Source organism: Bacillus cereus group sp. MG4 (assembly GCF_040460055.1).
In the GTDB taxonomy this organism is placed as follows: domain Bacteria; phylum Bacillota; class Bacilli; order Bacillales; family Bacillaceae_G; genus Bacillus_A; species Bacillus_A wiedmannii.
Genome location: NZ_JARVGZ010000001.1, coordinates 2652352 through 2676206, shown reverse-complemented (window position 1 = coordinate 2676206; position 23855 = coordinate 2652352). Strand labels below are relative to the sequence as shown.

The window sequence follows — 23855 nt, the reverse complement described above, 5'->3', positions numbered from 1 at the left end:
TGTTGGTAAGTCGGTATAACCTGAGGGATCGCTGATATATGTGAAAGACCGCTAATATAATTTTATGTACCTATAAAAAAAGAAACAGGAATCCCTGTTTCTTTTTTTACTATTGCATTTTCGCGTTTTCTCCAGCTGTTGTTCCGGCAATTCTACCAGTAACGAGAGCAGATGTAATATTATAGCCGCCAGTATAACCGTGAATATCAAGAACTTCTCCGCAGAAATATACGCCGTTCGTGAATTTAGAAGACATTTCTTTCGGGTTAATTTCTTTAACGGATACACCGCCGCCAGTAACGAATGCTTTTTCAATTGATTGCGTACCATTTACATTCACAGTAAACTCTTTAAAGTCTTTCACAAGTGCACGAATCTTCTCGTGAGAAACTTGTCCAGCTTGTTCACTACCGTCAATTTCATTTTTTTCTAATAAGAATAGGAAGTAACGTTCAGGAACATAACCTTTTAAAACGTTTTTAATTCCTTTTTTCGGATCTTCTTTCATTTGTTTCAGCATGCGTTGGAATAGTTGTTCACTATTTTCTTCTGGTAATGCATCGATGCTCATTTGAATCGTGTTCGTTTTAAACTTTTTCAGTGCTTTCACGACGAATTGGCTACAACGGAGAGCGGCAGGACCAGATAGGCCGAAATGAGTGAAGAGCATGTCCATTTTGTGAGAAATGATAGCTTTTCCTTTCGGGTTTAATACGCTTAAGTTTACATCGCGTAAAGCAAGACCTTGTAAGGAGCGGTCACGAATAAATGGTTCGTTTGAAAGGATTGGTACTTCTGTTGGGAATAATTCTGTAATAGTATGTCCAGCTTTTTCAGCCCAAGCATATCCATCTCCAGTAGAACCGGTTTGAGGAACAGATTTTCCACCAACAGCGATAACGACGTGATTCGTTTCTAACACTTCACCAGTTTGCAGTACTACAGCTTTCGTTTGACCGTTCTCATATTCAATCGTTTCAACAGGTGTATTTGTACGGATTTTTACACCTAAGTCTTTTAATCGTGTTAAAAGTGCGTCTACTACTGATTGTGCTTTATTTGATACAGGGAACATGCGACCATGATCTTCTTCTTTTAGTTGCACGCCAAGCTTTTCGAAGAATGTAATAATATCTTCATTATTGAAAATAGAAAAAGCGCTGTATAAGAAGCGACCGTTTCCTGGTATATGTTTAACGATCTCATCAAGTGGTAGACGGTTCGTTACGTTACAACGACCACCACCAGAAATCGCAAGTTTACGCCCTAGTTTATTTCCTTTATCAAGAAGTAAGACACTTGCGCCTTCTTCTGCAGCACCGATTGCAGCCATTAGCCCAGAAGGCCCGCCGCCGATGACAATAACATCATAATGCATAATATATCGACCTCATTTTCTACATTTCCTGCCTAAAAGAATAGCATGTTTTCCCTTAAAAGAAAAATAGAGTGAAGTACTGCTTAAGGAGAGAATTGTGGTACAATACAAAAGTTAGAGTTCAGCACTATCCTGCTATTTGTGGGCAATAAGACAAAAACCTTAAGATGTAAGAGAAATAAAAAGGGAATTTGGTAGCCTATAAATGCTCGAATAGTTCAACTAATAATCAGTAGGGAAGAACACCCACACTGATTAAAGTTTCACTTTATGTAGATGTAGGAGGATTTTTGTATGTCCGATTCGAAATTTCTGCGCGGAACGCTTATTGTTACGTTAGGGACATTTTTAGTAAAGTTCTTAGGCATGATTTACGTCTTTCCGTTTCATGCATTAGTAGGTACAGAAGGCGGAACGCTCTATACATATGGATACATTCCATATACGATCTTTTTAAGTATTGCAACGGCAGGAGTGCCGCTTGCTGTTTCCAAATTTGTTTCCAAATATAATGCGCTTGGCGATTATAAAACGAGCCGGAGAATGTTCCGTTCGGGAATGGTTATGATGATAGTAACAGGAGTTCTTTCGTTCCTAGTTCTATACATGACAGCGCCACTGTTTGCAGAAGCAATGCTTGGTAAACAAAGTGTACACAGTAATATAGGAGAAGTTACGACGATTATTCGTCTTGTAAGTTTTGCACTTATTGTTGTACCAGCAGCGAGTTTAATTCGTGGTTATTTCCAAGGTCACCAATCGATGGGACCAACTACAGTTTCGCAAATTATTGAACAAATTATTCGTATCGTCTTTTTATTAGCGGGTAGTTTTATCGTTATTAAAGTACTCGGTGGTACAGTTGCAACAGCAGTTGGGGTAGCGACATTTGCTGCGTTCGTTTCAGCAGTTGGAGCGCTCGGTGTACTCATTTGGTACTGGTTAAAACGTAAAAAACATTTGGATCAATATTTAATTGAACAAACTGTACCAGAATCGACAGTGAGTACGGTTCAATTATTTAAAGAATTATTTGCATATGCGATTCCTTACGTTATAATTGGGCTAACAATTCCTTTATATCAACAAATTGATACATTGACATTTAACTCAATTATGCAAGCGATTGGCCAAGGTGATATCGCTGAGCGAGCGCTTGGTATTTTCACAATGTGGACGCATAAATTAATTATGATTCCTGTTTCACTTGCGACAGCGTTTAGTTTAACGCTTGTACCAGCGATTACAAAATCATTTACTGAAAAACAATACCGTTATTTAAAGTTACAAATTACACAAACATTCCAGGCAAATATGTTCTTAACATTGCCAGCAGTTGTCGGTATTTCAACACTTGCATATCCAATTTATACTGCGTTCTATGACTCAGATCCACTAGGTGGACAAGTATTAATGTGGTATGCACCGGTTGCGTTGTTATTCGCTTTATTTACAGTGACAGCAGCAATTCTACAAGGAATCAATCAACAAAAACATGCGATTGTCGCGCTTATTATGGGTGTTATTTTGAAATTCGTATGTAACGTAATCTTTATTCGTTATTTCGGTACAGTTGGAGCGATTTTAGCAACAGCAGTCGGATTCTTAGCTTCCGTATGGTATACGAATCGACAAATCAAAAAACATGTACACTATTCATTTGGTGTTGTATATAAGAGAACTTTCCAAATTGCAGTATTAACACTTGTAATGGTCATTGCTGTAAAGTTATCACAATGGATTCTGTCCTTCATGATCTCGCCTGATGGCCGAATGGGTGCTCTTATTACAGTTGTGGTTTGTGCAGGTATTGGTGGTCTTGTGTACGGATTGTTAGCAATTCGCACAGGAGTACTTGAACGAGTATTTGGCGGAGAAGCGTTAGAGAAAATCCAACGTAAACTTGGCAATAGATTCAAAATAAAGTTGAAATCAAAAGGGGCGTAATTACGTCCCCTTTTCTATGATAAATAAAGAAGGTGGAAAACGTGAGATTAGATAAATTATTAGCAAATATGGGATATGGAAGTAGAAAAGAAGTAAAGAAATTATTGAAAGACGGCGTTGTAAAAATTGATGGAACGCCAGTGAAAGATGCGAAGGTTCATGTAAATGTAGAAGAGCAAGAAGTTATGATTCACGGAGAAGTTGTGGAATATAAAGAGTTTGTTTATTTAATGTTGCATAAACCACAAGGCGTTATTTCAGCGACAGAAGATGATAATCATGAAACGGTAATAGATTTATTAGAGTTAGAAGATGCAATCTTTGATCCGTTCCCAGTTGGACGACTTGATATTGATACGGAAGGTTTCTTATTGATAACAAATGACGGGAAGTTATCACATCAATTGTTATCTCCGAAAAAGCATGTGCCGAAAAAATATTATGCACACGTTGCAGGAGTAGTAACAGAAGAGGATGTAAAAGAGTTTGCTAAAGGTGTTATTTTAGATGATGGCTATGAAACAAAGCCAGGTGCACTTACAATATTAAAAAGCGATGAGATTTCTGAAATCGAGCTTGTGATTACAGAAGGAAAGTTCCATCAAGTGAAGCGTATGTTTGAAGCAGTAGGGAAAAAAGTAGTCTACCTAAAGAGAACAGAGATGGGACCATTAGTATTAGATGAAGAGCTAGAACTTGGACAATACCGAGAGCTATCAGATGAAGAAGTAGAAATGTTAAAAACATATCAAGTAGATACTGAGAAATAGTGCTGTTTTTGGCGCAGAAAAGACCCCTTTCTAATGAGTTAGAAAGGGGTATGTATTTATTTACATACAATTATTTTTTCATTATGAGGTCATTCTCACTTTCTTTCCTGTTGTTGTCCACTTACCGCGGCAAGGGCTATACACGAGTTCATTAAACTGCAACACATTTAGATCACGTTGTATCGTTCGTGGTGTGATCCCGAACTCATCTACAAGGTCTTTCGTCGTTACCGTTCCGTTTTCATTGATGTACATATAAATTGATTTAATGCGTGTTAGCATACGAGTAGTTGTAGGTTTCAAGAGAAAACCACTCCTCTACTAGTTTTTTTGACCCCATTCAGGAAAGAAGGTCGTTACTACCATTGTACTCTACATGATAAAATTCATGCTTTAATCTACTTAAATTTTACAAAAGTTTAACAAATATTCATATAGAAAAATATTGGTAGTTGACATTTTATATATGGTCAGTCAACTAACACATAAAATTCTACGTAAAACGCCAAATTCCTGCAAATTTTTTTAGAAAAATAAAAGAAAAACTAATGGGAAATATCTGAAATATTACAATTGTTAGGTATTTGAGTTTCGTATATGGCATAAGAGATTTCGGTTTGTTATGATGAAAGAAACAATATAGTGAAGGATGGATGCGTGATGTCAGCGATTAATTGGACAGAAGAAGTTGCAAAACGAAAAGATGATTTAATTCGTGATACACAACAATTTTTACAAATTAAAAGTGTATGGGAAGAAGAATCAGCGAAAGAGGGCGCACCATTCGGTGAAGGTGTAGAAAAAGCTTTATCTTTCATGTTACATAAAGGAGAAACGGAAGGTTTTGCTTCTAAAAATTTAGAAGGGTATGCAGGTCATCTTGAAATGGGACAAGGAGAAGAGTTAGTAGGTATTCTTTGTCACGTTGATGTTGTACCAGAAGGAGATGGCTGGACGACTCCCGCATATAGCGCAGATATTCGCGACGGAAAGATTTTTGCACGCGGTGCAATTGACGATAAAGGCCCAACGATGGCAGCTTATTATGCAATGAAAATTGTAAAAGAATTAGGTTTACCTCTTTCAAAGCGCGTTCGTATGATTTTAGGAACAGATGAGGAAAGCAATTGGAAATGTGTAGATCACTACTTTAAAAACGAAGAAATGCCAACAATCGGTTTTGCGCCAGACGCAGATTTTCCAATTATTAATGCAGAAAAAGGAATTTCTGATATACAAGTTGTGCAAAGTGGTAGTGAAGAGAAGAAAGGTACATATGAACTTGTTTCATTTGAATCAGGTCGCCGTTTAAATATGGTTCCTGATTTTGCAGAAGCGATTATTACAGGAGAAGATGTAAATGCACTTACAGTAGCATATGAAGAGTATTTACAAACTGCTAAAAAAATAGGTGAAGCAGTTGTAGAAGGTAATACGGTGACGTTGCAAATTAAAGGGATTTCAGCTCACGGATCTACTCCGGAGAAGGGCGAGAATGCAGGTTTATTACTGGCAAACTTCTTAACTACAGTTGCTCTTGATGGAAAAGGGGCTTCGTTTGCATCGTTTGTAACAGAAACATTTACAGGAGATATTTTAGGAGAGAAAGCTGGTATTTCTTATAAAGACGATATTAGCGGACCATTAACTGTGAATGTTGGTCGCCTTTCTTATACAAAAGAGAATGGTGGCAATTTAGGATTAAATGTACGTTATCCAGTTACGACTAACTTTGAAGAAATGATCACGAAGTTAAAAGGGTATGTTGGTACTCATGGATTTGCGGTAGCAGACTATTCGAACTCTCGCCCGCATCACGTTGATAAAGATCATGTGCTAATTGGTACGTTGCAACGCGTATATGAAGAACAAACAGGTGAAAAAGCAGAGCTATTAGCAATTGGCGGCGGTACTTACGCTCGTTCATTGAAAGCTGGCGTTGCGTTTGGTCCGTTGTTCCCTGGAAAAGAAGAACTTGCGCATCAAAAAGACGAGTACATTGAAATTGAAGACTTATTAAAAGCAACAGCAATTTACGCGCAAGCAATTCATGAATTAGCGAAGTAATGGATATATAAATAAGAAGAGGCCGTCCCAATACATATTTTGGGACGGTTTTCTGTTACGTAGCGTTTGTTGTTAAGTCGATATCCCTTGTCGAGATTTCGATATAATTTCATTTATCCCGCATTAACGGGCAGTAAGACCCCCACCTTAAAATTTAGCGAAAGCGAAGAAGTTAGGTGGGGATCAACTGCCCGTAAAAGCCCGATTGGTGAGGGCTGATAATCAGTAGGGGATGGACAAAACCCCCACTGATTAAAGTTTCATTTTATTAACGCGACCTTAACTTGGTTAGACTTGTAGGGAAGTTTGATTCTATTTAATTGAATGAGATAAGAAAGAAAAGCAACAATAGAAAGAAGGAGAAGATGTACATGGAGCCGCATTATTTTGTCGCGATTACGTTACCAAATCATATAAAAGAAGTGCTGTCTAACTATAAAGAGGAAATGCAGGAGGAATTACCATTTCGTTCGTGGGTACATAAAGAAGATTATCATATTACCCTTTCATTTTTAGGTAGTGCGACAGAGGAACAACTAGAAGGAATAAAGAATGGATTACAAACCCTTACAGAAACGAAAGTACTATCGTTCACATTACAAGGGTTTTCAACGTTCGGTATGGAAGATAGACCGCGTATTTTTTTGGCGAAGGTAAGTGAGAATTACGATTTGTTTCAATTACAAAAGCAAGTACACGTTATTTGTGAAGGGAATGGATTTTCTTTAGAAACGCGCCCGTATCATCCGCATATTACTGTTGCTCGTAAATGGGTAGGAGAAGAGAAGTTTGATTTAGAACATATAAAGGAAGTGCCTGAAATATCATTTCAAGCGGATACGATTACTTTATACGAATCTCATGTGAAGGAGACACCGAAGTATAAAGCGATTGCTGAAATAAAATTACAAAAATAGAATGTATGAAAACGTTTTTTATACAGGTGAATATACTATAGAGAATAATGTGTTACTGTATAGAGCCTTGCTGATAAGAAAAGCCTTATTATTTGCAGCTCGTTTCATTTAATTTTAAGAATGATGGTGATTTTTTTATGTTGAAAGTAAAACGTCCATTTGATGCCTATTTAGATGAAATGAATAAAATTACAATTTTGCTCCCACACGCGTATGGAACAAGCCGGACATTTCGTTTGCAAGAAGGAAGTAACGTGAAAGATTTACCGATTTCTCATACAATTGCGCTTCCGGATGCAACGAAGTATGAGTGCTTTATAGAAGAGCCGCTAGATGTGGGGAAGTATTATACAGTACGAGATGAACGGAATGAAGAAACAGATTTACAAATAGGTGCTGTCATAAGAACAGCGATTTTCGATGAAAAGTATTACTACGAAGGTACAGATTTAGGAGCCGTGTATCAAAAAGAAGCAACGACATTTAAAGTATGGGCTCCAACTGCGAGGCTTGCGAAAGTAAGGATTTATAAAAGTGATAAAGAATATACCGATCATGAAATGCATAGAGGAGAAAATGGGGTTTGGACTCATACATTACAAGGCGATTTAGCCGGAGCAAAGTATACATTTCTTGTTTGTATTAATTTAATATGGAATGAAGCTGTGGATCCTTACGCAAAGTCAGTGACTGTAAATGGGACGTACGGCGTTGTTATCGATTTGGAAAAGACAAATGTAACAAGACGAGAGCAATTACCACCATTACAGGCAATGACAGATGCCATATTGTATGAACTGCATATTCGTGATGCTACTATTCATCAGGGCAGCGGAGTGAGTAAAAAAGGAACATATAAGGGGTTAATGGAAGAAGGAACAACAGGGCGGAATGGGACGTTAACAGGCTTGTCTCATATAAAAGATTTGGGTGTTACACATGTTGAATTATTGCCTTTATATTGTTTCGGTGGTGTAGATGAGGCGAATCCTTCCGCTGCATATAATTGGGGTTACAATCCATTATATTACAATGCGCCAACGGGATATTATGCTACAGACCTCTCTGATCCGTATAACAGGATAGTAGAGTGTAAGCAACTGATTGAAACATTTCATGAGCACGGTATTAGAGTGATTGTAGATGTTGTATATAATCATGTGTATGAAAGAGAGCTATCATCATTTGAAAAGCTTGTCCCAGGATATTATTTTCGTCATGGTGAAGATGGCATGCCTTCTAATGGGACGGGAGTCGGAAATGATATAGCATCTGAACGGAAAATGATGAGGAAATTCATTGTAGAGTCTATTTTATATTGGCTTACTGAATACAATGTTGATGGATTCCGATTCGACTTAATGGGAATTTTAGATGTCGATACAATGAATATAATAGAAAAAGAAGTGCGAAACATAAAGAGAGATGCATTGTTATTAGGAGAAGGGTGGGAGCTACAAACACCACTTCCTCTAGAGGAAAAAGCAACGTTAAATAATGCAAAGAAAATGCCGCATATTGCGCAATTTAATGATCAATTTCGTGATGGGATAAAAGGGAGTACCTTTCATATAAATAAACGTGGTTTTGCATTTGGTGGGCATGTAGACTGTAATCATTTGCAGTATATAGCATCGGGAAGTCTTTTGAGTATGAAAGAAACAGGTCTGTTTCTAGAGCCTGTGCAAAGCATTAACTATGTAGAATGTCATGACAATATGACGATGTGGGATAAACTAATGCGCAGTAATGAAGAGCCAGAAGAGATTTTGAAAAAACGTCACCTTCTAGCGAGCGCAATGGTGATTCTTTCGCAAGGTATTCCTTTCTTACATGCTGGGCAAGAGTTTTATCGTACAAAGCAAGGAAATGAAAATAGTTATAATGCAAATGATGAAATTAATCAATTAGATTGGGATCAAAAAGAGAACGAGATAGAGATCGTTAACTATATAAAAGGTTTAATTGCGATTCGTAAAGAGCACGGAGCATTCCGATTGCAAAACGCAGACCTTATAAAAAAGCACATGACTTTTTTGCAAACCTCTCCAGAAGTACTTGCATATCACCTAGGGCATGCAGAATCGTTTGGACCGTGGAAAGAGATTGTAGTTTTATTTAATAGCGGTTTAGAAGCTAAAACGGTGCAACTTCCGAAAGAAGAAACGTGGCATGTGTTAGTAAACGAAAAGCAAGCGAAAATAGAGCCAATTTCTTCATTTAGAGGAAAGGAACTTCAGCTGGCTCCAATTAGCACGTATATATTGACGATAATGTGACAAATCGCTACTTGACGATGAGAATGTAATAAATGTAGAATTGACAAAGGTGACGATTTTGATAAGTTGTCATTCTATGACTGGTTTTGTAAAATAAAATAGAGAGTTTTTGGCTTATGCCAAGTTTTCTTTTCATTTACAGTAAAATATATGAATCCACAACATGTGTAGAAATGTTGCGGTTTTTCTTTTCATAACTATAAAAGATAAGGATTTGTTAACGGGTAATGAATATGGAATGGTTGGAACAATTATTAGGAAAAGAGTGGAGTCTTGTACCGGCTGGTGGAGTAACGGGCGATGCGTATATTGCGCAAAACGGACAACAGAAGTTATTTTTAAAGCGGAATACATCGCCCTTTTTAGCGGTATTGTCAGCAGAAGGAATTGTTCCAAAATTACTTTGGACAAGAAGGGTAACGAACGGTGATGTAATTTCTGCTCAAAAATGGCTTCCGGGACAGAAGCTAGAGCCAGAGGATATGAAACTAGAACGTGTTGCGAAACTTTTGAAGAAAATACACTCCTCTAAAGCGCTTGTACAGATGATTCAAAGACTTGGGAAGCAACCGCTTCACGCACAAGAGTTATTACAACAACTGCAACTTGTTTTAAGAGGAGATATAAGGGATGATGAAACAATTCAGCAAGGCCTTCAATATTTAATGGATTCATTAAAAGATATTGAATACAATGAATTCGTTGTATGCCATTGTGATGTGAACCATAACAACTGGCTATTGTCGGATGAAGATGAGTTGTTTTTAATTGATTGGGATGGAGCTGTAATTGCTGACCCAGCTCTAGACCTTGGTATGTTATTATATTGGTACATTCCGCGCCACGAATGGAGCGAGTGGCTCGAATATTATGATATTGAAATGGATGAATCGCTGCTTAGGCGTATGAGATGGTATGTAATAGCACAAACGATTTTGTCTATGCAATGGCACACAACAAAAAAACAGCAAGCAGAAGCTGAATATTGGCATCAATATTTACAGCAACTACTTGCTTCAGAGTAATACTTAAGAAAAATTGTCCATTCCAGCAATCCACTGAGTAAGTTGTTCTTGATTATTGGAAATGTGGTTGTCCAAATTAGAGGAAGATTTACCCGATTGACTATAAGAATATACATCGTTTAGCATTGCTTTAGCGTCACTACTTATACTATCGTTTGCGAGTAACGATTGAATGAGACGCTCTAATTGCTCGCATTCAGAAACTGTCCCGCAACAATCACTTTGGTGATTGACTAAAATATCTTTCAGCACTTCTAATTGATGTTGTTGATTAATTGGCATGAACGGATCATCCTTTCGATTGTTTTTCTCTTCAAATGTACGAGAAAAAGCTGTTTCGTCATGGAATGTTTAATGCTGTATGTAGTTTTTATCAAAATGGTACATCTTATACTTGAAAGAAACGGACCGAGTGCTCGTACGTACTTGGTTTTTTGTTTGGGAGATTGATTAAAACAGAGAGAAGGAATTATTCCTTTAAAATAGCTATGTAAAGAGAGGGAGACATCTATGCGTTTAAGACATAAACCATATGCAATGGATCGAATTAATGAGTATTCACATATTGTAATCGGAAACCCAGAGGAGCGCGCTGGTAACTGGAAAGAAGTATTTGGAAATGAACAACCAATTCATATTGAAGTAGGTACAGGTCGTGGCCGCTTTATGTATGATATGGCAAAAGCAAATCCACATATTAATTATATTGGAATTGAAAAATTCACAAGTGTTGTTGTAGATGCACTTGATAAATTAATTGAAGAAGAAGTACCGAACTTAAAGTTAATTAATAAAGATGCTGAAGATTTAACAGTTTTCTTTGCAAAAGGTGAGATTGATCGCGTTTATTTAAACTTCTCAGATCCATGGCCGAAGAATCGTCATACGAAGCGTCGTTTAACGTATAAAACATTTTTACGCAATTATGAAGAAGTGTTAGTAGAAGGCGGAGAAATTCATTTCAAAACAGATAACCAAGGTTTATTTGAATACTCTCTAATGAGTATGGCTGAGTATGGTATGTTATTAACTTACCTGAGCCTAGATCTTCATAATAGTGATTATGAAGGAAACATTATGACAGAATACGAAGAGAAATTCTCAAGTAAAGGTCATCGTATTTACCGAGTTGAAGCAAAATATCGCACAGAGCCTATGCAGTAATGCATAGGTTTTTTGTAACTAAAATAATCGGAATTTTATGTTAATATTAAAAAGAAAGGGGGATGAAAAATGGAACAGTTACAAATTGGAGATATAAAAGTGACGTGGCTAAAAGGCGGGAACACACATTTAGATGGAGGAGCAATGTTTGGTGTTGTACCGAAAGTGCTTTGGTCACGTAAATATAAACATAATGATACAAATCATATTTATTTACGAACAGATCCGTTACTTTTGCAAACGAAAGACGGTAATATGCTCATTGATTCCGGAATAGGAAACGGTAAATTGAATGAGAAGATGAAGCGAAATCAAGGTGTAACAGAAGAGTCATCGGTTTATAAATCATTAGAAAAACTAGATTTAAAACCTGAAGATATTCAGTACGTCTTAATGACACACCTGCATTTTGATCATGCATCTGGTTTAACGAAATGGGAAGGTGATCACCTTGTACCATCGTTTCCGAATGCGAAAGTTTACGTAAGCGAAACGGAATGGAATGAAATGAGGAACCCAAATATCAGGTCACGCAATACATATTGGAAGGAAAATTGGGAGCCGATTGTAGATCAAGTTGTTACATTCCAGCAAGAAATAGAAATTACGGATGAAATAAAAATGGCGCATACAGGTGGTCATAGTGATGGACATGCAGTTATTGCTTTAGAAAGCAAAGGTGAAACGATGCTTCATTTAGCAGACCTATTGCCGACGCACGCACATCAAAATATACTATGGGTAATGGCATACGATGATTATCCAATGACATCAATTGAAAATAAGCAAAAGTGGATGGAGTACGGCGCTGAAAAAGGAGCATGGTTTACTTTTTATCATGACGCATATTACCGTGCAGTAAAATGGAATGAGGAAGGGCATATTGTAGAAAAAATAGAGCGGAAAACGAGTGTAGAAGCATAAAAATAGGAGGTTGTTCCAGAAGTCTGTTGGAGCAGCCTTTTTATTATTGTCGTTTTTGTCGGTAAGTCGATATATTCGGAAAATCGCCCATATAATTTCAATTACTATCCACAATTAAAAAATAAGAGGTTCACCTAATGGGAACCCTCCTTTTTATGCTGCTATAACCTCTAAAACAGTACCTGTTTTAGCATCAACTAAAAATTCAAATCGTTCTTGTATATCATCTAACATCGTTGTAAGACCGCCACGATAAACTTCGTATGCGACATCATATTTTTCAAATGTCTCTGGAACCATATGTACCCAAGAGCCAGTAATTTCACCTTTATGACTTAATGCTTGTTTCACCATTTTCAATGCTTTTTCTGAAGAAATATGGGATTGTTCTTGTACTTTGTTTGCAACAAGATAACCAGCTGCGAACCCAACGCCAAGACCTGCTACTAAACCTTTCCAGCTCATATATTCACCTCAATTCTATAAAATAAAAATAGTGTACCAATAATAATTATAAAGCAAATACAGCTAAAAAAGAAGAAACTAGAAACATTTCGAAAATTTCGTTACAATAAAAGAGGTATTCTACTAAGGTTTGAAAGAAGGGGACTTCGTGAATAAAGAGACATTACAATTATTTCGTACGTTAACAGAATTACAAGGTGCATCAGGTTTCGAACATGATGTACGCCGTTTTATGAAGCAAGAATTAAGCAAATATGCGGATGAAATTGTGCAAGACGGTTTAGGTAGCGTATTTGGTCTGAAAAAAGGGGACGAAACTGGCCCACGTGTTCTTGTAGCAGGTCATATGGATGAAGTAGGTTTCATGGTTACGCAAATTACGAAAAACGGGATGCTTCGTTTTCAAACGTTAGGCGGCTGGTGGAGTCAAGTGTTATTAGCGCAACGTGTACAAGTTATGACGAAGAATGGTCCTGTTATTGGGGTTGTTGGTTCTATTCCTCCTCATTTATTAAGTGACGCGCAACGTGCAAAACCGATGGATATAAAAAATATGTTAATTGATATAGGTGCAGATAGCTACGAAGATGCGATTGAGATTGGTGTAAAACCAGGACAACAAATCGTGCCAATCTGTCCGTTTACGCCGATGGCAAATGAAAAGAAAATTATGGCGAAAGCTTGGGACAACCGTTACGGATGTGGCCTTGCAATCGAATTATTAAAAGAATTAAAAGACGAAACATTACCAAACACATTATACTCTGGTGCGACTGTACAAGAAGAAGTTGGTCTTCGCGGTGCACAAACTGCTGCAAATATGATTCAACCAGACATTTTCTATGCGCTTGATGCAAGTCCAGCAAACGATGCATCTGGTGATAAAACGCAGTTCGGTCAATTAGGAAAAGGTGCCCTTCTTCGTATTTATGATCGTACGATGGTAACACATAGAGGAATGCGCGAATTCATTTTAGATACAGCAGAAACACACAACATTCCGTACCAATACTTTATTTCACAAGGTGGTACAGATGCGGGCCGTGTACATACAAGTAACTCAGGTATCCCATCAGCAGTAATTGGTGTTTGCGCACGTTACATTCATACACATGCTTCTATTTTACATGTTGATGATTATGCGGCAGCAAAAGAACTCATTACGAAGCTTGTAAGAGCAACGGATAAAACGACGTTAGAGACAATTAAGAATAACGCGTAGGAGAAGAAGGGCGAAAAACCCTTCTTTTTTTAGGTTGAATAGATGAACCAGCGGTGTGTGGTGGCGGTTAGTGCTTAATAGGTGCTCGAATGGTGTATTAAGACCGCGGGTAGGAAGAAAGAAGAAGCCTGTTTTTTTTTGTTTAGGATCAATAATATTGCGGAAAGTCATCTTCTTTTATAGGTAGAAGGGATTCCACTGTGGTGTGTGATAGTGGTTGGTACTTAATTTGTGCCGAAGCGGATATTGGATGGAACAAAATGATAAATTTTTATAGAGGTGAACGAAATGAAAGTAGTAGTTGGATCGAAGAATAAAACGAAAGTTGGTGCTGTGGAGAAGGTTTGGAAAGATGTTACAATTACATCTCTTTCTGTTCCTTCAGGGGTAGCAAACCAGCCGTTTACAGATGAAGAGACGATGCAAGGAGCGGTTAATAGGGCGAAGCGAGCGCTACAAGAAGGAGAAGCTCAAATTGGTATTGGATTAGAAGGTGGCGTAATGAAAACGGAGCACGGTTTATTTATGTGTAACTGGGGCGCGCTAGCAACAAGTACCGGTAAAACATTCGTTGCAGGCGGTGCACGTATTAAGTTACCAGATGATTTTTTAGCACCTCTTGAAGATGGCAAGGAGTTAAGTGAAGTGATGGAAGAGTTTGTACAGAGAAAAGATATTCGTAGTCACGAAGGTGCTATCGGTATTTTTACAGATGATTATGTCGACCGCACAGAATTATTTGTACACGTTGTTAAGTTACTTGTTGGGCAATATAAGTATGACGAAAAGCAAGCATAAACCTTGCACCATGCGCGATGTATGGTAGTATAAAAGAAAGATTATAACATGAAAAAATGCACTCGTTAGAGGAGGAAATATAGATGAAATCATTAGAAAGCATGGAGCAATTCCAACAATTGAAAAATGAAGAGAATGTAGTCTTTATGTTCTCAGCAGAATGGTGCCCAGACTGCCGTTTTGTAGACCCGTTTATGCCAGAAGTAGAAGAGAAATATAGTGATTTCTCATTTTACTATGTAGATCGTGATGAGTTTATTGATCTATGCGTAAAATTAGACGTATTTGGCATTCCGAGCTTTGTAGCGTACAATAAGGGTGAAGAAACAGGTCGCTATGTAAACAAAGATCGTAAAACACAAGAACAAATCGAAGAGTTCATTGAAGGTTTAAAATAAGGCAATTTGCCAATTGAATTGTAAAACAACCTCTACCTTCGCGGGGGAGGTTATTTTTTTGGAAGGGAGGAACAAGAGATGAAGATGACAAGTAAAAAGATGAAAGACGAGTTAATGAAGAAATTATCTCGCCCAGAATGGGACTTTCAGTATGATAGCGAGAAAGAAGTTCTACGTATAGAACAAAAAGACTCGAAAAAAGGTATTAACGTATCGCTTCCAGGAGTTGTGGCAAAATGGGAAGTGAACAAAGAAAAAGCAATTGAAGAGGTTGCTTATTACGTACAAGAAGCGTTAATTGCGATGCATAAAGAAGAAAATAGCGCAGCGAAAATTTTACCTGTTATTCGCTCTACTTCTTTCCCGAAACAAGCAGAAGAAGGAAATCCGTTTATTATGACGGATCATACGGCGGAAACACGTATTTACTACGCGTTAGATTCGAATAAAACGTATCGACTCATTGATGAGCGTCTATTACAAAAATTAGAACTTACAGAGCAACAAGTGCGTGAAATGGCATTATTCAACGCTCGCTCATTAGGTTATGAATTTAAACAAGAAACAGTAGCAGGGAATACATTCTACTTTTTAAACACAAATGATGGGTATGATGCGACGCGTATTTTAAACGAATCGTTACTACAATCGATGCGTGAAAAGATTTCTGGTGACATGGTTGTTGCTGTTCCTCACCAAGATGTATTAATTATTGCTGATATCGTCAACGAAATCGGTTATGATATTATTGCACAAATGACAATGAAATTTTTTGCCGAAGGGCATGTTCCGATTACATCACTTTCATTCGTATATGAAGATGGAGACTTCGAGCCAATCTTTATTTTAGCGAAAAATCGGAAGAAGACAGATGGAAAAGAGAAAGGATGAACGAAGTGAACGTTTTTTACAACCTTGAAGGAATTGGTGACACTCTAATTGTTGCCTTACAAGATATTACTTTAGAGAACCGTACTTTTGATCGCAAAGGAGATGTTGCACGCGTATACGATCGTGAAAGCAATGTAACAGCAGGGTTCAACATCTTTAATGCGTCTTCTTACTTAGAAGTAAAAGAAACAGGTAACTTAACATTAACGAAAGAATTTGTAGAAAAAATCAACGGAATTTTAGCGAAGAACGGCTTTGAAGAAACAGTAGAAGCAGATCTTTCTCCAAAATTTGTTGTAGGCTATGTAGCTGAAAAAGAGAAGCATCCAAATGCTGATAAGTTAAACATTTGTAAAGTAGAAATCGGTACAGAAACATTACAAATCGTATGTGGCGCACCGAACGTTGATGCAGGACAAAAAGTTGTCGTTGCAAAAATTGGCGCTGTAATGCCAAGCGGTATGCTAATTAAACCAGCTGAACTTCGCGGTGTTCCTTCTTCTGGAATGATTTGCTCGGCACGTGAATTAGAGCTTCCAGATGCTCCACAAGAAAAAGGTATTCTTGTATTAGAAGATAGCTTTGAAGTTGGACAAGAATTCAAATTTTAATTGATGTAAGAAAAGAGAGGTTGTCCTTTTGGACAGCCTCTCTTTTCTGTTGAATCATTGATATATTGCGAGTTGTGACAGATATATTCAAAAAATCGTTCATAATATAAGGGTGTCACCTTTTTTCTCAAAAACTATATTGTATTTTATAAACAAACTAGTTAAAATTTAGAAAAATAGAAAGGGATAGACGTATGAAAAAACAACTAAAAATCGCAGAACTTCTGAAACGAATTGAAACTTCAAAACAGCAAGATATCGAACTAGGTTCCTATGAAATATATTTGTTTAGCGAAAATGAATTAGAAAAAGGACAAATCGGTTATCGATATGATAAACATAAAAATTCATTATTAAGTGAAGAAAGTGGAAAATGGAAAGAGGAATGGATTGTTATCGGATATGAAACAGATATGGGGGATCCTGTTTTCGTAAATGTAGTTGATGATGCTTATCTAGTCTATACCGCAGAGCGTGGTACAGAAACGTGGCAACCCGTTCATATTGGAAATATGGATGAGATTATAAAACAATTATAAGAAAAACTTTGAGATCGGTGCAAAGTGATGGGAGAAAAGTATGAAGTATATAAAGATAATGAGTATGATTGCATTCATTGGAATATATATGGGAGGTTGTTCGCAAGAAGAGCCGAAAAAAGAAGTAACATCTTCTATGCAGGAAAAAAACAAAGATAACAAGGAAGACGCACCGGTAGAAAAGCAGCAAAAAGAACAAGAAAAGAATGAAGAACCGCAAGCAGTTCAAACGAATGAGCAAGTGGAGCAGAAGCAGGAGGAAGTGCTGGCTGAAGAAAAGAAAGAGGAAGCTACGCCAGTGCAGCCAGCTGAGCAACTGCTGCAAAATAATGAACAAAAAGTAGAGAGTAATGAAAAACAAGGAAAGTTTCTTGTTGTTATTGATCCGGGGCATCAACAAAAAGCAAATTTAAATTTAGAGCCGATTGGGCCAGGAGCAACGACGCAAAAATATAAAGTGACAGATGGTACAACTGGTGTTGCGACGAAAAAAAGAGAGGCTGTTCTTGTATTAGAAATGGCTTCCGTATTAAAAGAAAAGTTAGAAGCAAAGGGAATACAAGTATTAATGACGAGAACGTCACAAGATGTGGATATAAGTAATAAAGAACGCGCGACATTTGCGAATGATCATAAGGCGGATTTGTTTTTACGTCTTCATGCAGATGGTTCTGAAAATCCGAATCAAAGTGGATTTGCTGTATTAACGCCGGCAGAAGGAAGTCCGTACACGAAAGACATTTATGCTGAAAGTCTTCAAATCTCTCAAACGATTGTAAATAAAATGAGAGAGAATCATCAAGTGAAAGTAAATGGAATTAAATTCAGGGATGACCTTTCTGGATTTAATTGGGCAAAGGTTCCTGGCGTACTATTAGAACTTGGATTTATGTCAAATCCTGAAGAAGATAAAAAATTATCTGACCCACAGTATGTAAATTCTTTATTGCAAAGTGTAACGGATAGTGTAGAGGAATATCGGAAGAGCAAAGCTTAAACGCAGTCTTACATGTAAGGCTGCGTTTTTCTATATGAAAACACTCGTAAATTAGAATATTATGGATAAATATGACATGCTTAATTTTACCTGCACTTTTTGCCGAATGCTGATACAATAAAGGATGTTACTATTTAGTAGAAAGAGTGGTAAGCATGTTAGATTGGATGAAAAAGCTGTTTAACAAAGAGGAAGAACAAACAGCGATGAATAAAGAAGTATCAAAGCAAATCGAAAGTCAGTCGAAAATTCCTCGTGTAAACCACTATACTGAAGCAAGAGAAGCACAAATGGCAAGTAGGAATGCAGGTAAATGCCGTTTTCCATTAGTACCGGATAATGGGTTCGATGAAGAGGATGTTATAGCAACAGGGCATTTTGAAGAACAACCTGTTCAAGTTGTAACATATGAAAATCAGCCTACTCAAAGAGGAATCAAAGTGGAAAGAAGTAGACGACAGTATGTGGAACAGGTAGTTTCTACATATGAAGAGCCGGAAGTACAATATGAACCGGAGCGAGAGCCTGTCGTAAAAAAGGCATCTGCACCTTCGCAAGAAAGTAACCGTAGACCATTTCGTCCAACAGAAATGATTTCGCCAATTTACGGATATAATCGTCCTTCTGTAGAGAAAAAGGTAGAAAAGCAGGAGGAAGAAAAGGAAAGAGAAGACCTTGAAATATCTGTAGAGGGCAAATCAGTCGTTGATGCATGGCTAGAGAAAAAAGGATATACATTATCTGATTTCTCAGAAGGACAAGCAACGACTTCTTCCAGTCATGAAGGCGTTGATCAGCGAGATCAACAAAGTAAAAAGGAAGAAAAGTCAGTTGTCGATCAATGGCTAGAGAAAAACGGTTATGAAATTGAACGCCAAGAGCCTATAGTAGAAAAAGAAGTGGTTCAAGAAATTAGTGCACAGCAGGCAGTTCCAGCGGGTGAAGTACCTCATCAAACAATTGCTGAGCGTATGGAAGATGCTAAGCAAGAAAGTGATGTAGTGGCCAAAAACATTCTACAAACAGAATTAGTAGATTCTAAAGTAGAGCACGAGGATACAATATTATCAGAAGAAACTAAACGCAATACAGAAATAGAACAACCTACTATTGAAGTAGAAAAGCAAGCTCCAGAAGAATCAGTGATTGTCAAAGCAGAAGAAAAACTTGAAGAAACAATCGTCGTGGAAATACAAGAAGAAGTGGAGGCAATTGCAGAAGCGGAAGCACCAGAAGAAGTGGAAGTAATTGCGGAAACAAAAGAGTCAGAAGAAGTAGAAGTAATTACGGAAACAGAAGCACCAGAAGAAGCGGAAGTAATTGCAGAAACAGAAGAGTCAGAAGAAGTGGAAGTAATTGCAGAAACAGAAGAGTCAGAAGAAGTGGAAGTAATTGCAGAAACAGAAGAGTCAGAAGAAGTGGAAGTAATTGCAGAAACAGAAGAGTCAGAAGAAGTGGAAGTAATTGCAGAAACAGAAGAGCCAGAAGAAGTGGAAGTAATTGCGGAAACAAAAGAGTCAGAAGAAGTAGAAGTAATTACGGAAACAGAAGCACAAGAAGAAGCAGAAGTAATTACGGAAACAGAAGCACAAGAAGAAGCGGAAGTAATTGCAGAAACAGAAGAATCAGAAGAAGTGGAAGTAATTGCAGAAACAGAAGAATCAGAAGAAGTGGAAGTAATTGCAGAAACAGAAGAGTCAGAAGAAGTGGAAGTAATTGCGGAAACGGAAGCGCCAGAAGAAGCAGAACCTGTAGCACTTGAGGAAACACAGCAAGAAATGGTTTTAAATGAAGCAATTGAACAAACGAATGAATTCATACATGTTGCAGAGGCTGAAGAACAAGCGAAGAAAGATGTTCAAAGCTTTGCGGATGTTTTAATTGCAGAAGAACAACAAGTTGTAGAAGAAGCACCGATTGCAGAAGAGCAACGAGTTGTAGAGGAAGCACCAGTTGCAGAAGAAGCACTGATTGCAGAAGAACAACAAGTTGTAGAAGAAGCACCGATTGCAGAAGAGCAACGAGTTGTAGAGGAAGCACCAGTTGCAGAAGAAGCACTGATTGCAGAAGAACAACAAGTTGTAGAAGAAGCACCGATTGCGGAAGAGCAACGAGTTGTAGAAGAAGCGCCGATTGCGGAAGAACAACGAGTTGTAGAAAAAGCACTGATTGCAGAAGAACGACAAGTTGTAGAGGAAACACCGGTCTCAGAAGAGCAACCAATTGTACAAAAAGAAGAACCAAAACGTGAGAAAAAGCGCCATGTCCCATTTAATGTTGTTATGTTGAAACAAGACAGAACGCGATTAATGGAAAGACATGCGGCTAGAGTAAATGCAATGCAACCTTCTATGAGTGAACGAGTAGAGAATAAGCCTGTCCAACAAGTAGAAGAAACACCAGTGCCACAAGTGGAAGAAAAGCCAATGCAGCAAGTAGTAGTGGAACAACAAGTGGAAGAAAGACCAATGCAACAAGTGGCAGTAGAACCACAAGTGGAAGAGAAACCAATACAGCAAGTAGTGGTAGAATCACGAGTGGAAGAGAAACCAATACAGCAAGTAGTGGTAGAATCACGAGTGGAAGAGAAACCAATGCAGCAAGTAGTGGTAGAATCACGAGTGGAAGAACAACCAGTGCAACAAGAGGTAGTAGAACCACAAGTGGAAGAGAAATCAATGCAGCAAGTAGTGGTAGAGCAAGTACAAAAGCCAACTTCAAGTACGGAAGTACAAGAGAAAGCATATGTTGTAAATCAAAGAGAGAACGATATGCGAAATGTATTGCAAACACCACCGACATACGCAATTCCGCCATTAACATTGTTGTCAATTCCGCAGCAGGCAGCGTTAGATAATACGGAATGGTTGGATGAACAGAAAGAATTATTAGATACAACATTTAATAATTTCCACGTTGGTGCACATGTTATTAACGTATCACAAGGTCCAGCGGTAACTCGTTTTGAAGTACAGCCAGACCCAGGTGTGAAAGTAAATAAAATTACAAACTTAAGTGATGATATTAAACTGAGTTTAGCAGCGAAAGATATTCGTATTGAAGCACCGATTCCAGGGAAGAGTGCGATTGGAATCGAAGTTCCAAATAAAGAAAGTAAGCCAGTATTTCTTCGTGAAATTTTAAGAAGTCCTGTGTTTACAAAGAGCGAATCACCGCTTACAGTTGCGCTAGGACTTGATATTTCAGGCGATCCAATTGTAACGGATATTCGAAAAATGCCACATGGACTTATTGCAGGTGCAACGGGTTCTGGTAAAAGTGTGTGCATTAACGCAATTTTAACGAGCATTTTATATAAAGCGAAACCGCATGAAGTGAAGTTAATGTTAATCGATCCGAAGATGGTTGAGCTTGCACCATACAATTCTGTTCCACATCTTGTAGCACCTGTTATTACGGATGTAAAAGCAGCGACAGCTGCATTAAAGTGGGCGGTTGAAGAAATGGAGCGTCGTTATGAATTGTTTGCGCACGCTGGTGCTCGTGATTTAACTCGTTATAATACGATTGTAAGTGGGCGAGAAATTCCAGGAGAGACATTACCTTATATCGTTATTGTCATTGACGAGTTAGCCGATTTAATGATGGTAGCACCTGGTGATGTTGAGGAAGCGATTTGTCGTATTGCGCAAAAAGCACGTGCTTGTGGTATTCATTTATTAGTAGCAACGCAGCGTCCGTCTGTAGATGTTATTACAGGTTTAATTAAGTCAAACATTCCAACGCGTATTGCGTTTACTGTATCATCTCAAGTTGATTCGCGTACGATTATTGATATTGGGGGCGCGGAGAAATTACTTGGCCGTGGTGATATGCTATTTTTAGGAAACGGTACGTCTAAACCAGTTCGTGTACAAGGTGTATATGTATCGGATGATGAGATTGAGAAAACAGTTGATCATGTGAGAAAGCAAATGAAGCCGAATTACTTATTTAAGCAAGAGGATTTATTAGCGAAAACAGAACAAGCTGAGTCGGAAGACGAATTGTTCTTTGATGCATGTCAATTTGTTGTAGAACAAGGGGGAGCGTCCACATCTTCTGTACAGCGAAAATTCCGCATCGGTTATAATCGCGCGGCACGTCTCATTGAAGAGATGGAATCGCAAGGGATTATTTCTGAAGGAAGAGGAACGAAACCGAGAGATGTCCTTATTTCTGAGGATGAATTCGCTGCTATGCAGGAAACAAATGTATAGTAAACGGTTTTGCTGTATACTAATAGAAAATGTTGGATAGTAAAGTAGGGAGTAAAGCGACATGAAAGAAATTGAATTAAAATTAAAAGGTGAAATAAATAGACTAACAAATAGAACATTTAAATTTGACGAACGTGTTGGAGAAGGTTGGTTCTCTGCCGTTTACTTTTTAAAGACTAGAGAAATCATTGAAGAATTTCGCCCGAAAAGTGTTGTGACGATGCAATTTTTCCAAAAGGAAAATGCAGTTCTTTGCGGAACAGATGAAGTGATTGCGTTGCTACAAACATTCGCCAAAAATCCTGAGGAACTTGAGATTAACTCTTTAAAAGATGGCGATAATATTAGTCCGTTTGAAACAGTGTTAACAATTCATGGTCCTTATGAAAATTTCGGATTTTTAGAAGGTGTCATTGATGGGATTTTAGCCCGTCGTACATCAGTTGCGACAAACGTATATAACGTTGTCCAAGCTGCGCGTAGCGTAGATAAAGAAAAACCAGTTATTTTCATGGGAGATCGTGACGATCATTATACGCAACAAGCTGGTGACGGTTATGCAGCATACATCGGAGGTATGAGCGCACAAGCGACGCATGCGATGAATGAATGGTGGGGCAGAAGTGGTATGGGGACAATGCCTCACGCATTAATTCAAATGTTTAATGGTGATGTTGTGGAAGCGGCAAAAGCATATCATAAGAAATTCCCAGAAGATGAATTAGTTGTATTAATTGATTACAACAATGATGTCATTACAGATGCACTTCGCGTAGCGCGTGAATTTGGATCAACATTAAAAGGTGTACGTGTAGATACGTCGCGCACGATGATTGATCAATACTTCATTCGCCACCCAGAAGTACTTGGAACATTCGATCCACGTGGTGTAAACCCATCGCTTGTATTCGCACTTCGTAAAGCACTTGATGAAGAAGGATTCCAGCATGTAGACATCGTTGTAACTGGTGGATTTGATGAGAAGCGTATTCGTGAATTTGAAGCTCAAAACGTACCTGTTGATATATACGGAGTAGGAAGTAGCTTATTAAAAATGAATATTGGCTTTACTGGTGATAACGTAGAATTAAATGGAAAACCAGAAGCGAAAGCTGGTCGTAAATATCGTCCAAACCCACGTTTAGAGAGTGTTCAATTAGAAAAAAGAGAAGATATGTAAAAGAGAGAAAAACTGATAGGTGATTGACCCTATCAGTTTTTCTGTTATCATAGTATAGCGGCT

Annotated in this window: 21 protein-coding genes; 17 read left to right on the top strand and 4 right to left on the bottom strand. The window is 37.9% G+C overall.

Features of this window, described 5'->3' with window-relative positions; genetic code table 11:
* Positions 1 to 109: 109 nt before the first annotated feature.
* The gene (locus QCI41_RS14110) at positions 110 to 1378 is read right to left on the bottom strand and encodes a BaiN/RdsA family NAD(P)/FAD-dependent oxidoreductase (RefSeq protein WP_000558875.1); all 1269 of its coding nucleotides are present in this window, start codon (positions 1376 to 1378) and stop codon (positions 110 to 112) included.
* 294 nt (positions 1379 to 1672) lie between these two features.
* Here QCI41_RS14110 and QCI41_RS14105 point away from each other — a divergent pair, with 294 nt between their 5' ends.
* Positions 1673 to 3325: a putative polysaccharide biosynthesis protein gene (locus QCI41_RS14105; RefSeq protein ID WP_353837262.1), complete on the top strand. Its 1653-nt coding sequence runs from the start codon at positions 1673 to 1675 to the stop codon at positions 3323 to 3325.
* A 41-nt stretch (positions 3326 to 3366) separates the two neighbouring features.
* Positions 3367 to 4095, top strand: a complete 729-nt coding sequence (locus tag QCI41_RS14100; RefSeq protein WP_001234944.1) for a pseudouridine synthase — start codon at positions 3367 to 3369, stop codon at positions 4093 to 4095.
* An 81-nt stretch (positions 4096 to 4176) separates the two neighbouring features.
* On the opposite strand, the gene QCI41_RS14095 is transcribed toward QCI41_RS14100, so the two are convergent.
* Positions 4177 to 4398 (bottom strand): DeoR family transcriptional regulator, encoded by a 222-nt coding sequence (locus tag QCI41_RS14095; protein WP_000805512.1) that lies wholly within the window; start codon positions 4396 to 4398, stop codon positions 4177 to 4179.
* Positions 4399 to 4755: 357 nt separating this feature from the next.
* Here QCI41_RS14095 and pepV point away from each other — a divergent pair, with 357 nt between their 5' ends.
* The 4 genes from pepV to QCI41_RS14075 all read left to right on the top strand — a co-directional run bounded on the left by pepV (position 4756) and on the right by QCI41_RS14075 (position 10383).
* Complete coding sequence (gene pepV, locus QCI41_RS14090) at positions 4756 to 6162, top strand: dipeptidase PepV (RefSeq protein WP_353837263.1); 1407 nt, start codon at positions 4756 to 4758, stop codon at positions 6160 to 6162.
* Positions 6163 to 6533: 371 nt separating this feature from the next.
* Positions 6534 to 7079 (top strand): RNA 2',3'-cyclic phosphodiesterase, encoded by a 546-nt coding sequence (thpR, locus tag QCI41_RS14085; protein ID WP_353837264.1) that lies wholly within the window; start codon positions 6534 to 6536, stop codon positions 7077 to 7079.
* Positions 7080 to 7216: 137 nt separating this feature from the next.
* Entirely contained in the window at positions 7217 to 9358 is a 2142-nt protein-coding gene (gene pulA, locus QCI41_RS14080) for a type I pullulanase (RefSeq protein WP_353837265.1), read from the top strand.
* 227 nt (positions 9359 to 9585) lie between these two features.
* On the top strand, positions 9586 to 10383 hold the full coding sequence (locus tag QCI41_RS14075; RefSeq protein ID WP_002096266.1) for a phosphotransferase family protein: 798 nt from the start codon (positions 9586 to 9588) through the stop codon (positions 10381 to 10383).
* Positions 10384 to 10386: 3 nt separating this feature from the next.
* Here the strand turns inward: QCI41_RS14075 and QCI41_RS14070 are convergent, their stop codons facing one another.
* Positions 10387 to 10665, bottom strand: coding sequence for a YtzH-like family protein (locus QCI41_RS14070; RefSeq protein WP_001122236.1), 279 nt, complete (start codon positions 10663 to 10665; stop codon positions 10387 to 10389).
* A gap of 228 nt (positions 10666 to 10893) precedes the next feature.
* Between QCI41_RS14070 and trmB the strand changes: the two genes are divergently transcribed.
* Both trmB and QCI41_RS14060 read left to right on the top strand, forming a co-directional pair.
* On the top strand, positions 10894 to 11547 hold the full coding sequence (gene trmB, locus QCI41_RS14065; protein ID WP_001239384.1) for a tRNA (guanosine(46)-N7)-methyltransferase TrmB: 654 nt from the start codon (positions 10894 to 10896) through the stop codon (positions 11545 to 11547).
* Positions 11548 to 11616: 69 nt separating this feature from the next.
* Positions 11617 to 12471 (top strand): YtnP family quorum-quenching lactonase, encoded by an 855-nt coding sequence (locus tag QCI41_RS14060; RefSeq protein ID WP_353837266.1) that lies wholly within the window; start codon positions 11617 to 11619, stop codon positions 12469 to 12471.
* Between the two features lie 153 nt (positions 12472 to 12624).
* On the opposite strand, the gene QCI41_RS14055 is transcribed toward QCI41_RS14060, so the two are convergent.
* Positions 12625 to 12936, bottom strand: a complete 312-nt coding sequence (locus tag QCI41_RS14055; protein ID WP_000118541.1) for a PepSY domain-containing protein — start codon at positions 12934 to 12936, stop codon at positions 12625 to 12627.
* A gap of 148 nt (positions 12937 to 13084) precedes the next feature.
* Here QCI41_RS14055 and QCI41_RS14050 point away from each other — a divergent pair, with 148 nt between their 5' ends.
* The 9 genes from QCI41_RS14050 to QCI41_RS14010 all read left to right on the top strand — a co-directional run bounded on the left by QCI41_RS14050 (position 13085) and on the right by QCI41_RS14010 (position 23792).
* Entirely contained in the window at positions 13085 to 14158 is a 1074-nt protein-coding gene (locus tag QCI41_RS14050; RefSeq protein ID WP_001031515.1) for a M42 family metallopeptidase, read from the top strand.
* Between the two features lie 288 nt (positions 14159 to 14446).
* Positions 14447 to 14956 carry a DUF84 family protein gene (locus QCI41_RS14045; RefSeq protein WP_000869958.1) on the top strand — a complete coding sequence of 170 codons (510 nt, stop codon included), beginning with the start codon at positions 14447 to 14449 and terminating at the stop codon, positions 14954 to 14956.
* An 83-nt stretch (positions 14957 to 15039) separates the two neighbouring features.
* Positions 15040 to 15354: a thioredoxin family protein gene (locus tag QCI41_RS14040; RefSeq protein WP_000838193.1), complete on the top strand. Its 315-nt coding sequence runs from the start codon at positions 15040 to 15042 to the stop codon at positions 15352 to 15354.
* 78 nt (positions 15355 to 15432) lie between these two features.
* Positions 15433 to 16245 carry a DUF1444 domain-containing protein gene (locus QCI41_RS14035; protein ID WP_000784602.1) on the top strand — a complete coding sequence of 271 codons (813 nt, stop codon included), beginning with the start codon at positions 15433 to 15435 and terminating at the stop codon, positions 16243 to 16245.
* Positions 16242 to 16856, top strand: coding sequence for a YtpR family tRNA-binding protein (gene ytpR, locus QCI41_RS14030; protein WP_001006767.1), 615 nt, complete (start codon positions 16242 to 16244; stop codon positions 16854 to 16856). Before QCI41_RS14035 ends, ytpR begins: the two co-directional genes overlap by 4 nt.
* Before the next feature lie 194 nt (positions 16857 to 17050).
* On the top strand, positions 17051 to 17395 hold the full coding sequence (locus QCI41_RS14025) for a hypothetical protein (protein ID WP_000744398.1): 345 nt from the start codon (positions 17051 to 17053) through the stop codon (positions 17393 to 17395).
* Positions 17396 to 17435: 40 nt separating this feature from the next.
* Positions 17436 to 18392, top strand: a complete 957-nt coding sequence (locus QCI41_RS14020) for an N-acetylmuramoyl-L-alanine amidase (RefSeq protein WP_353837267.1) — start codon at positions 17436 to 17438, stop codon at positions 18390 to 18392.
* A gap of 155 nt (positions 18393 to 18547) precedes the next feature.
* Positions 18548 to 22612 (top strand): DNA translocase FtsK, encoded by a 4065-nt coding sequence (locus QCI41_RS14015; RefSeq protein WP_353837268.1) that lies wholly within the window; start codon positions 18548 to 18550, stop codon positions 22610 to 22612.
* Positions 22613 to 22673: 61 nt separating this feature from the next.
* Positions 22674 to 23792: a nicotinate phosphoribosyltransferase gene (locus tag QCI41_RS14010; protein WP_000658382.1), complete on the top strand. Its 1119-nt coding sequence runs from the start codon at positions 22674 to 22676 to the stop codon at positions 23790 to 23792.
* Positions 23793 to 23855 lie beyond the last annotated feature (63 nt).

Bases quoted from the DNA above. Each gene is read 5' to 3' on its own strand.
- QCI41_RS14060 (WP_353837266.1), top strand. From the start codon at position 11,617: ATGGAACAGTTACAAATTGGAGATATAAAAGTGACGTGGCTAAAAGGC.
- QCI41_RS14020 (WP_353837267.1), top strand. From the start codon at position 17,436: ATGAAGTATATAAAGATAATGAGTATGATTGCATTCATTGGAATATAT.
- QCI41_RS14025 (WP_000744398.1), top strand. From the start codon at position 17,051: ATGAAAAAACAACTAAAAATCGCAGAACTTCTGAAACGAATTGAAACT.
- QCI41_RS14040 (WP_000838193.1), top strand. From the start codon at position 15,040: ATGAAATCATTAGAAAGCATGGAGCAATTCCAACAATTGAAAAATGAA.
- QCI41_RS14010 (WP_000658382.1), top strand. From the start codon at position 22,674: ATGAAAGAAATTGAATTAAAATTAAAAGGTGAAATAAATAGACTAACA.
- QCI41_RS14045 (WP_000869958.1), top strand. From the start codon at position 14,447: ATGAAAGTAGTAGTTGGATCGAAGAATAAAACGAAAGTTGGTGCTGTG.
- thpR (WP_353837264.1), top strand. From the start codon at position 6,534: ATGGAGCCGCATTATTTTGTCGCGATTACGTTACCAAATCATATAAAA.
- QCI41_RS14110 (WP_000558875.1), bottom strand. From the start codon at position 1,378: ATGCATTATGATGTTATTGTCATCGGCGGCGGGCCTTCTGGGCTAATG.
- QCI41_RS14070 (WP_001122236.1), bottom strand. From the start codon at position 10,665: ATGCCAATTAATCAACAACATCAATTAGAAGTGCTGAAAGATATTTTA.
- pepV (WP_353837263.1), top strand. From the start codon at position 4,756: ATGTCAGCGATTAATTGGACAGAAGAAGTTGCAAAACGAAAAGATGAT.
- QCI41_RS14015 (WP_353837268.1), top strand. From the start codon at position 18,548: ATGTTAGATTGGATGAAAAAGCTGTTTAACAAAGAGGAAGAACAAACA.
- ytpR (WP_001006767.1), top strand. From the start codon at position 16,242: ATGAACGAAGTGAACGTTTTTTACAACCTTGAAGGAATTGGTGACACT.
- trmB (WP_001239384.1), top strand. From the start codon at position 10,894: ATGCGTTTAAGACATAAACCATATGCAATGGATCGAATTAATGAGTAT.
- QCI41_RS14035 (WP_000784602.1), top strand. From the start codon at position 15,433: ATGAAGATGACAAGTAAAAAGATGAAAGACGAGTTAATGAAGAAATTA.
- QCI41_RS14055 (WP_000118541.1), bottom strand. From the start codon at position 12,936: ATGAGCTGGAAAGGTTTAGTAGCAGGTCTTGGCGTTGGGTTCGCAGCT.
- QCI41_RS14105 (WP_353837262.1), top strand. From the start codon at position 1,673: ATGTCCGATTCGAAATTTCTGCGCGGAACGCTTATTGTTACGTTAGGG.
- QCI41_RS14075 (WP_002096266.1), top strand. From the start codon at position 9,586: ATGAATATGGAATGGTTGGAACAATTATTAGGAAAAGAGTGGAGTCTT.
- pulA (WP_353837265.1), top strand. From the start codon at position 7,217: ATGTTGAAAGTAAAACGTCCATTTGATGCCTATTTAGATGAAATGAAT.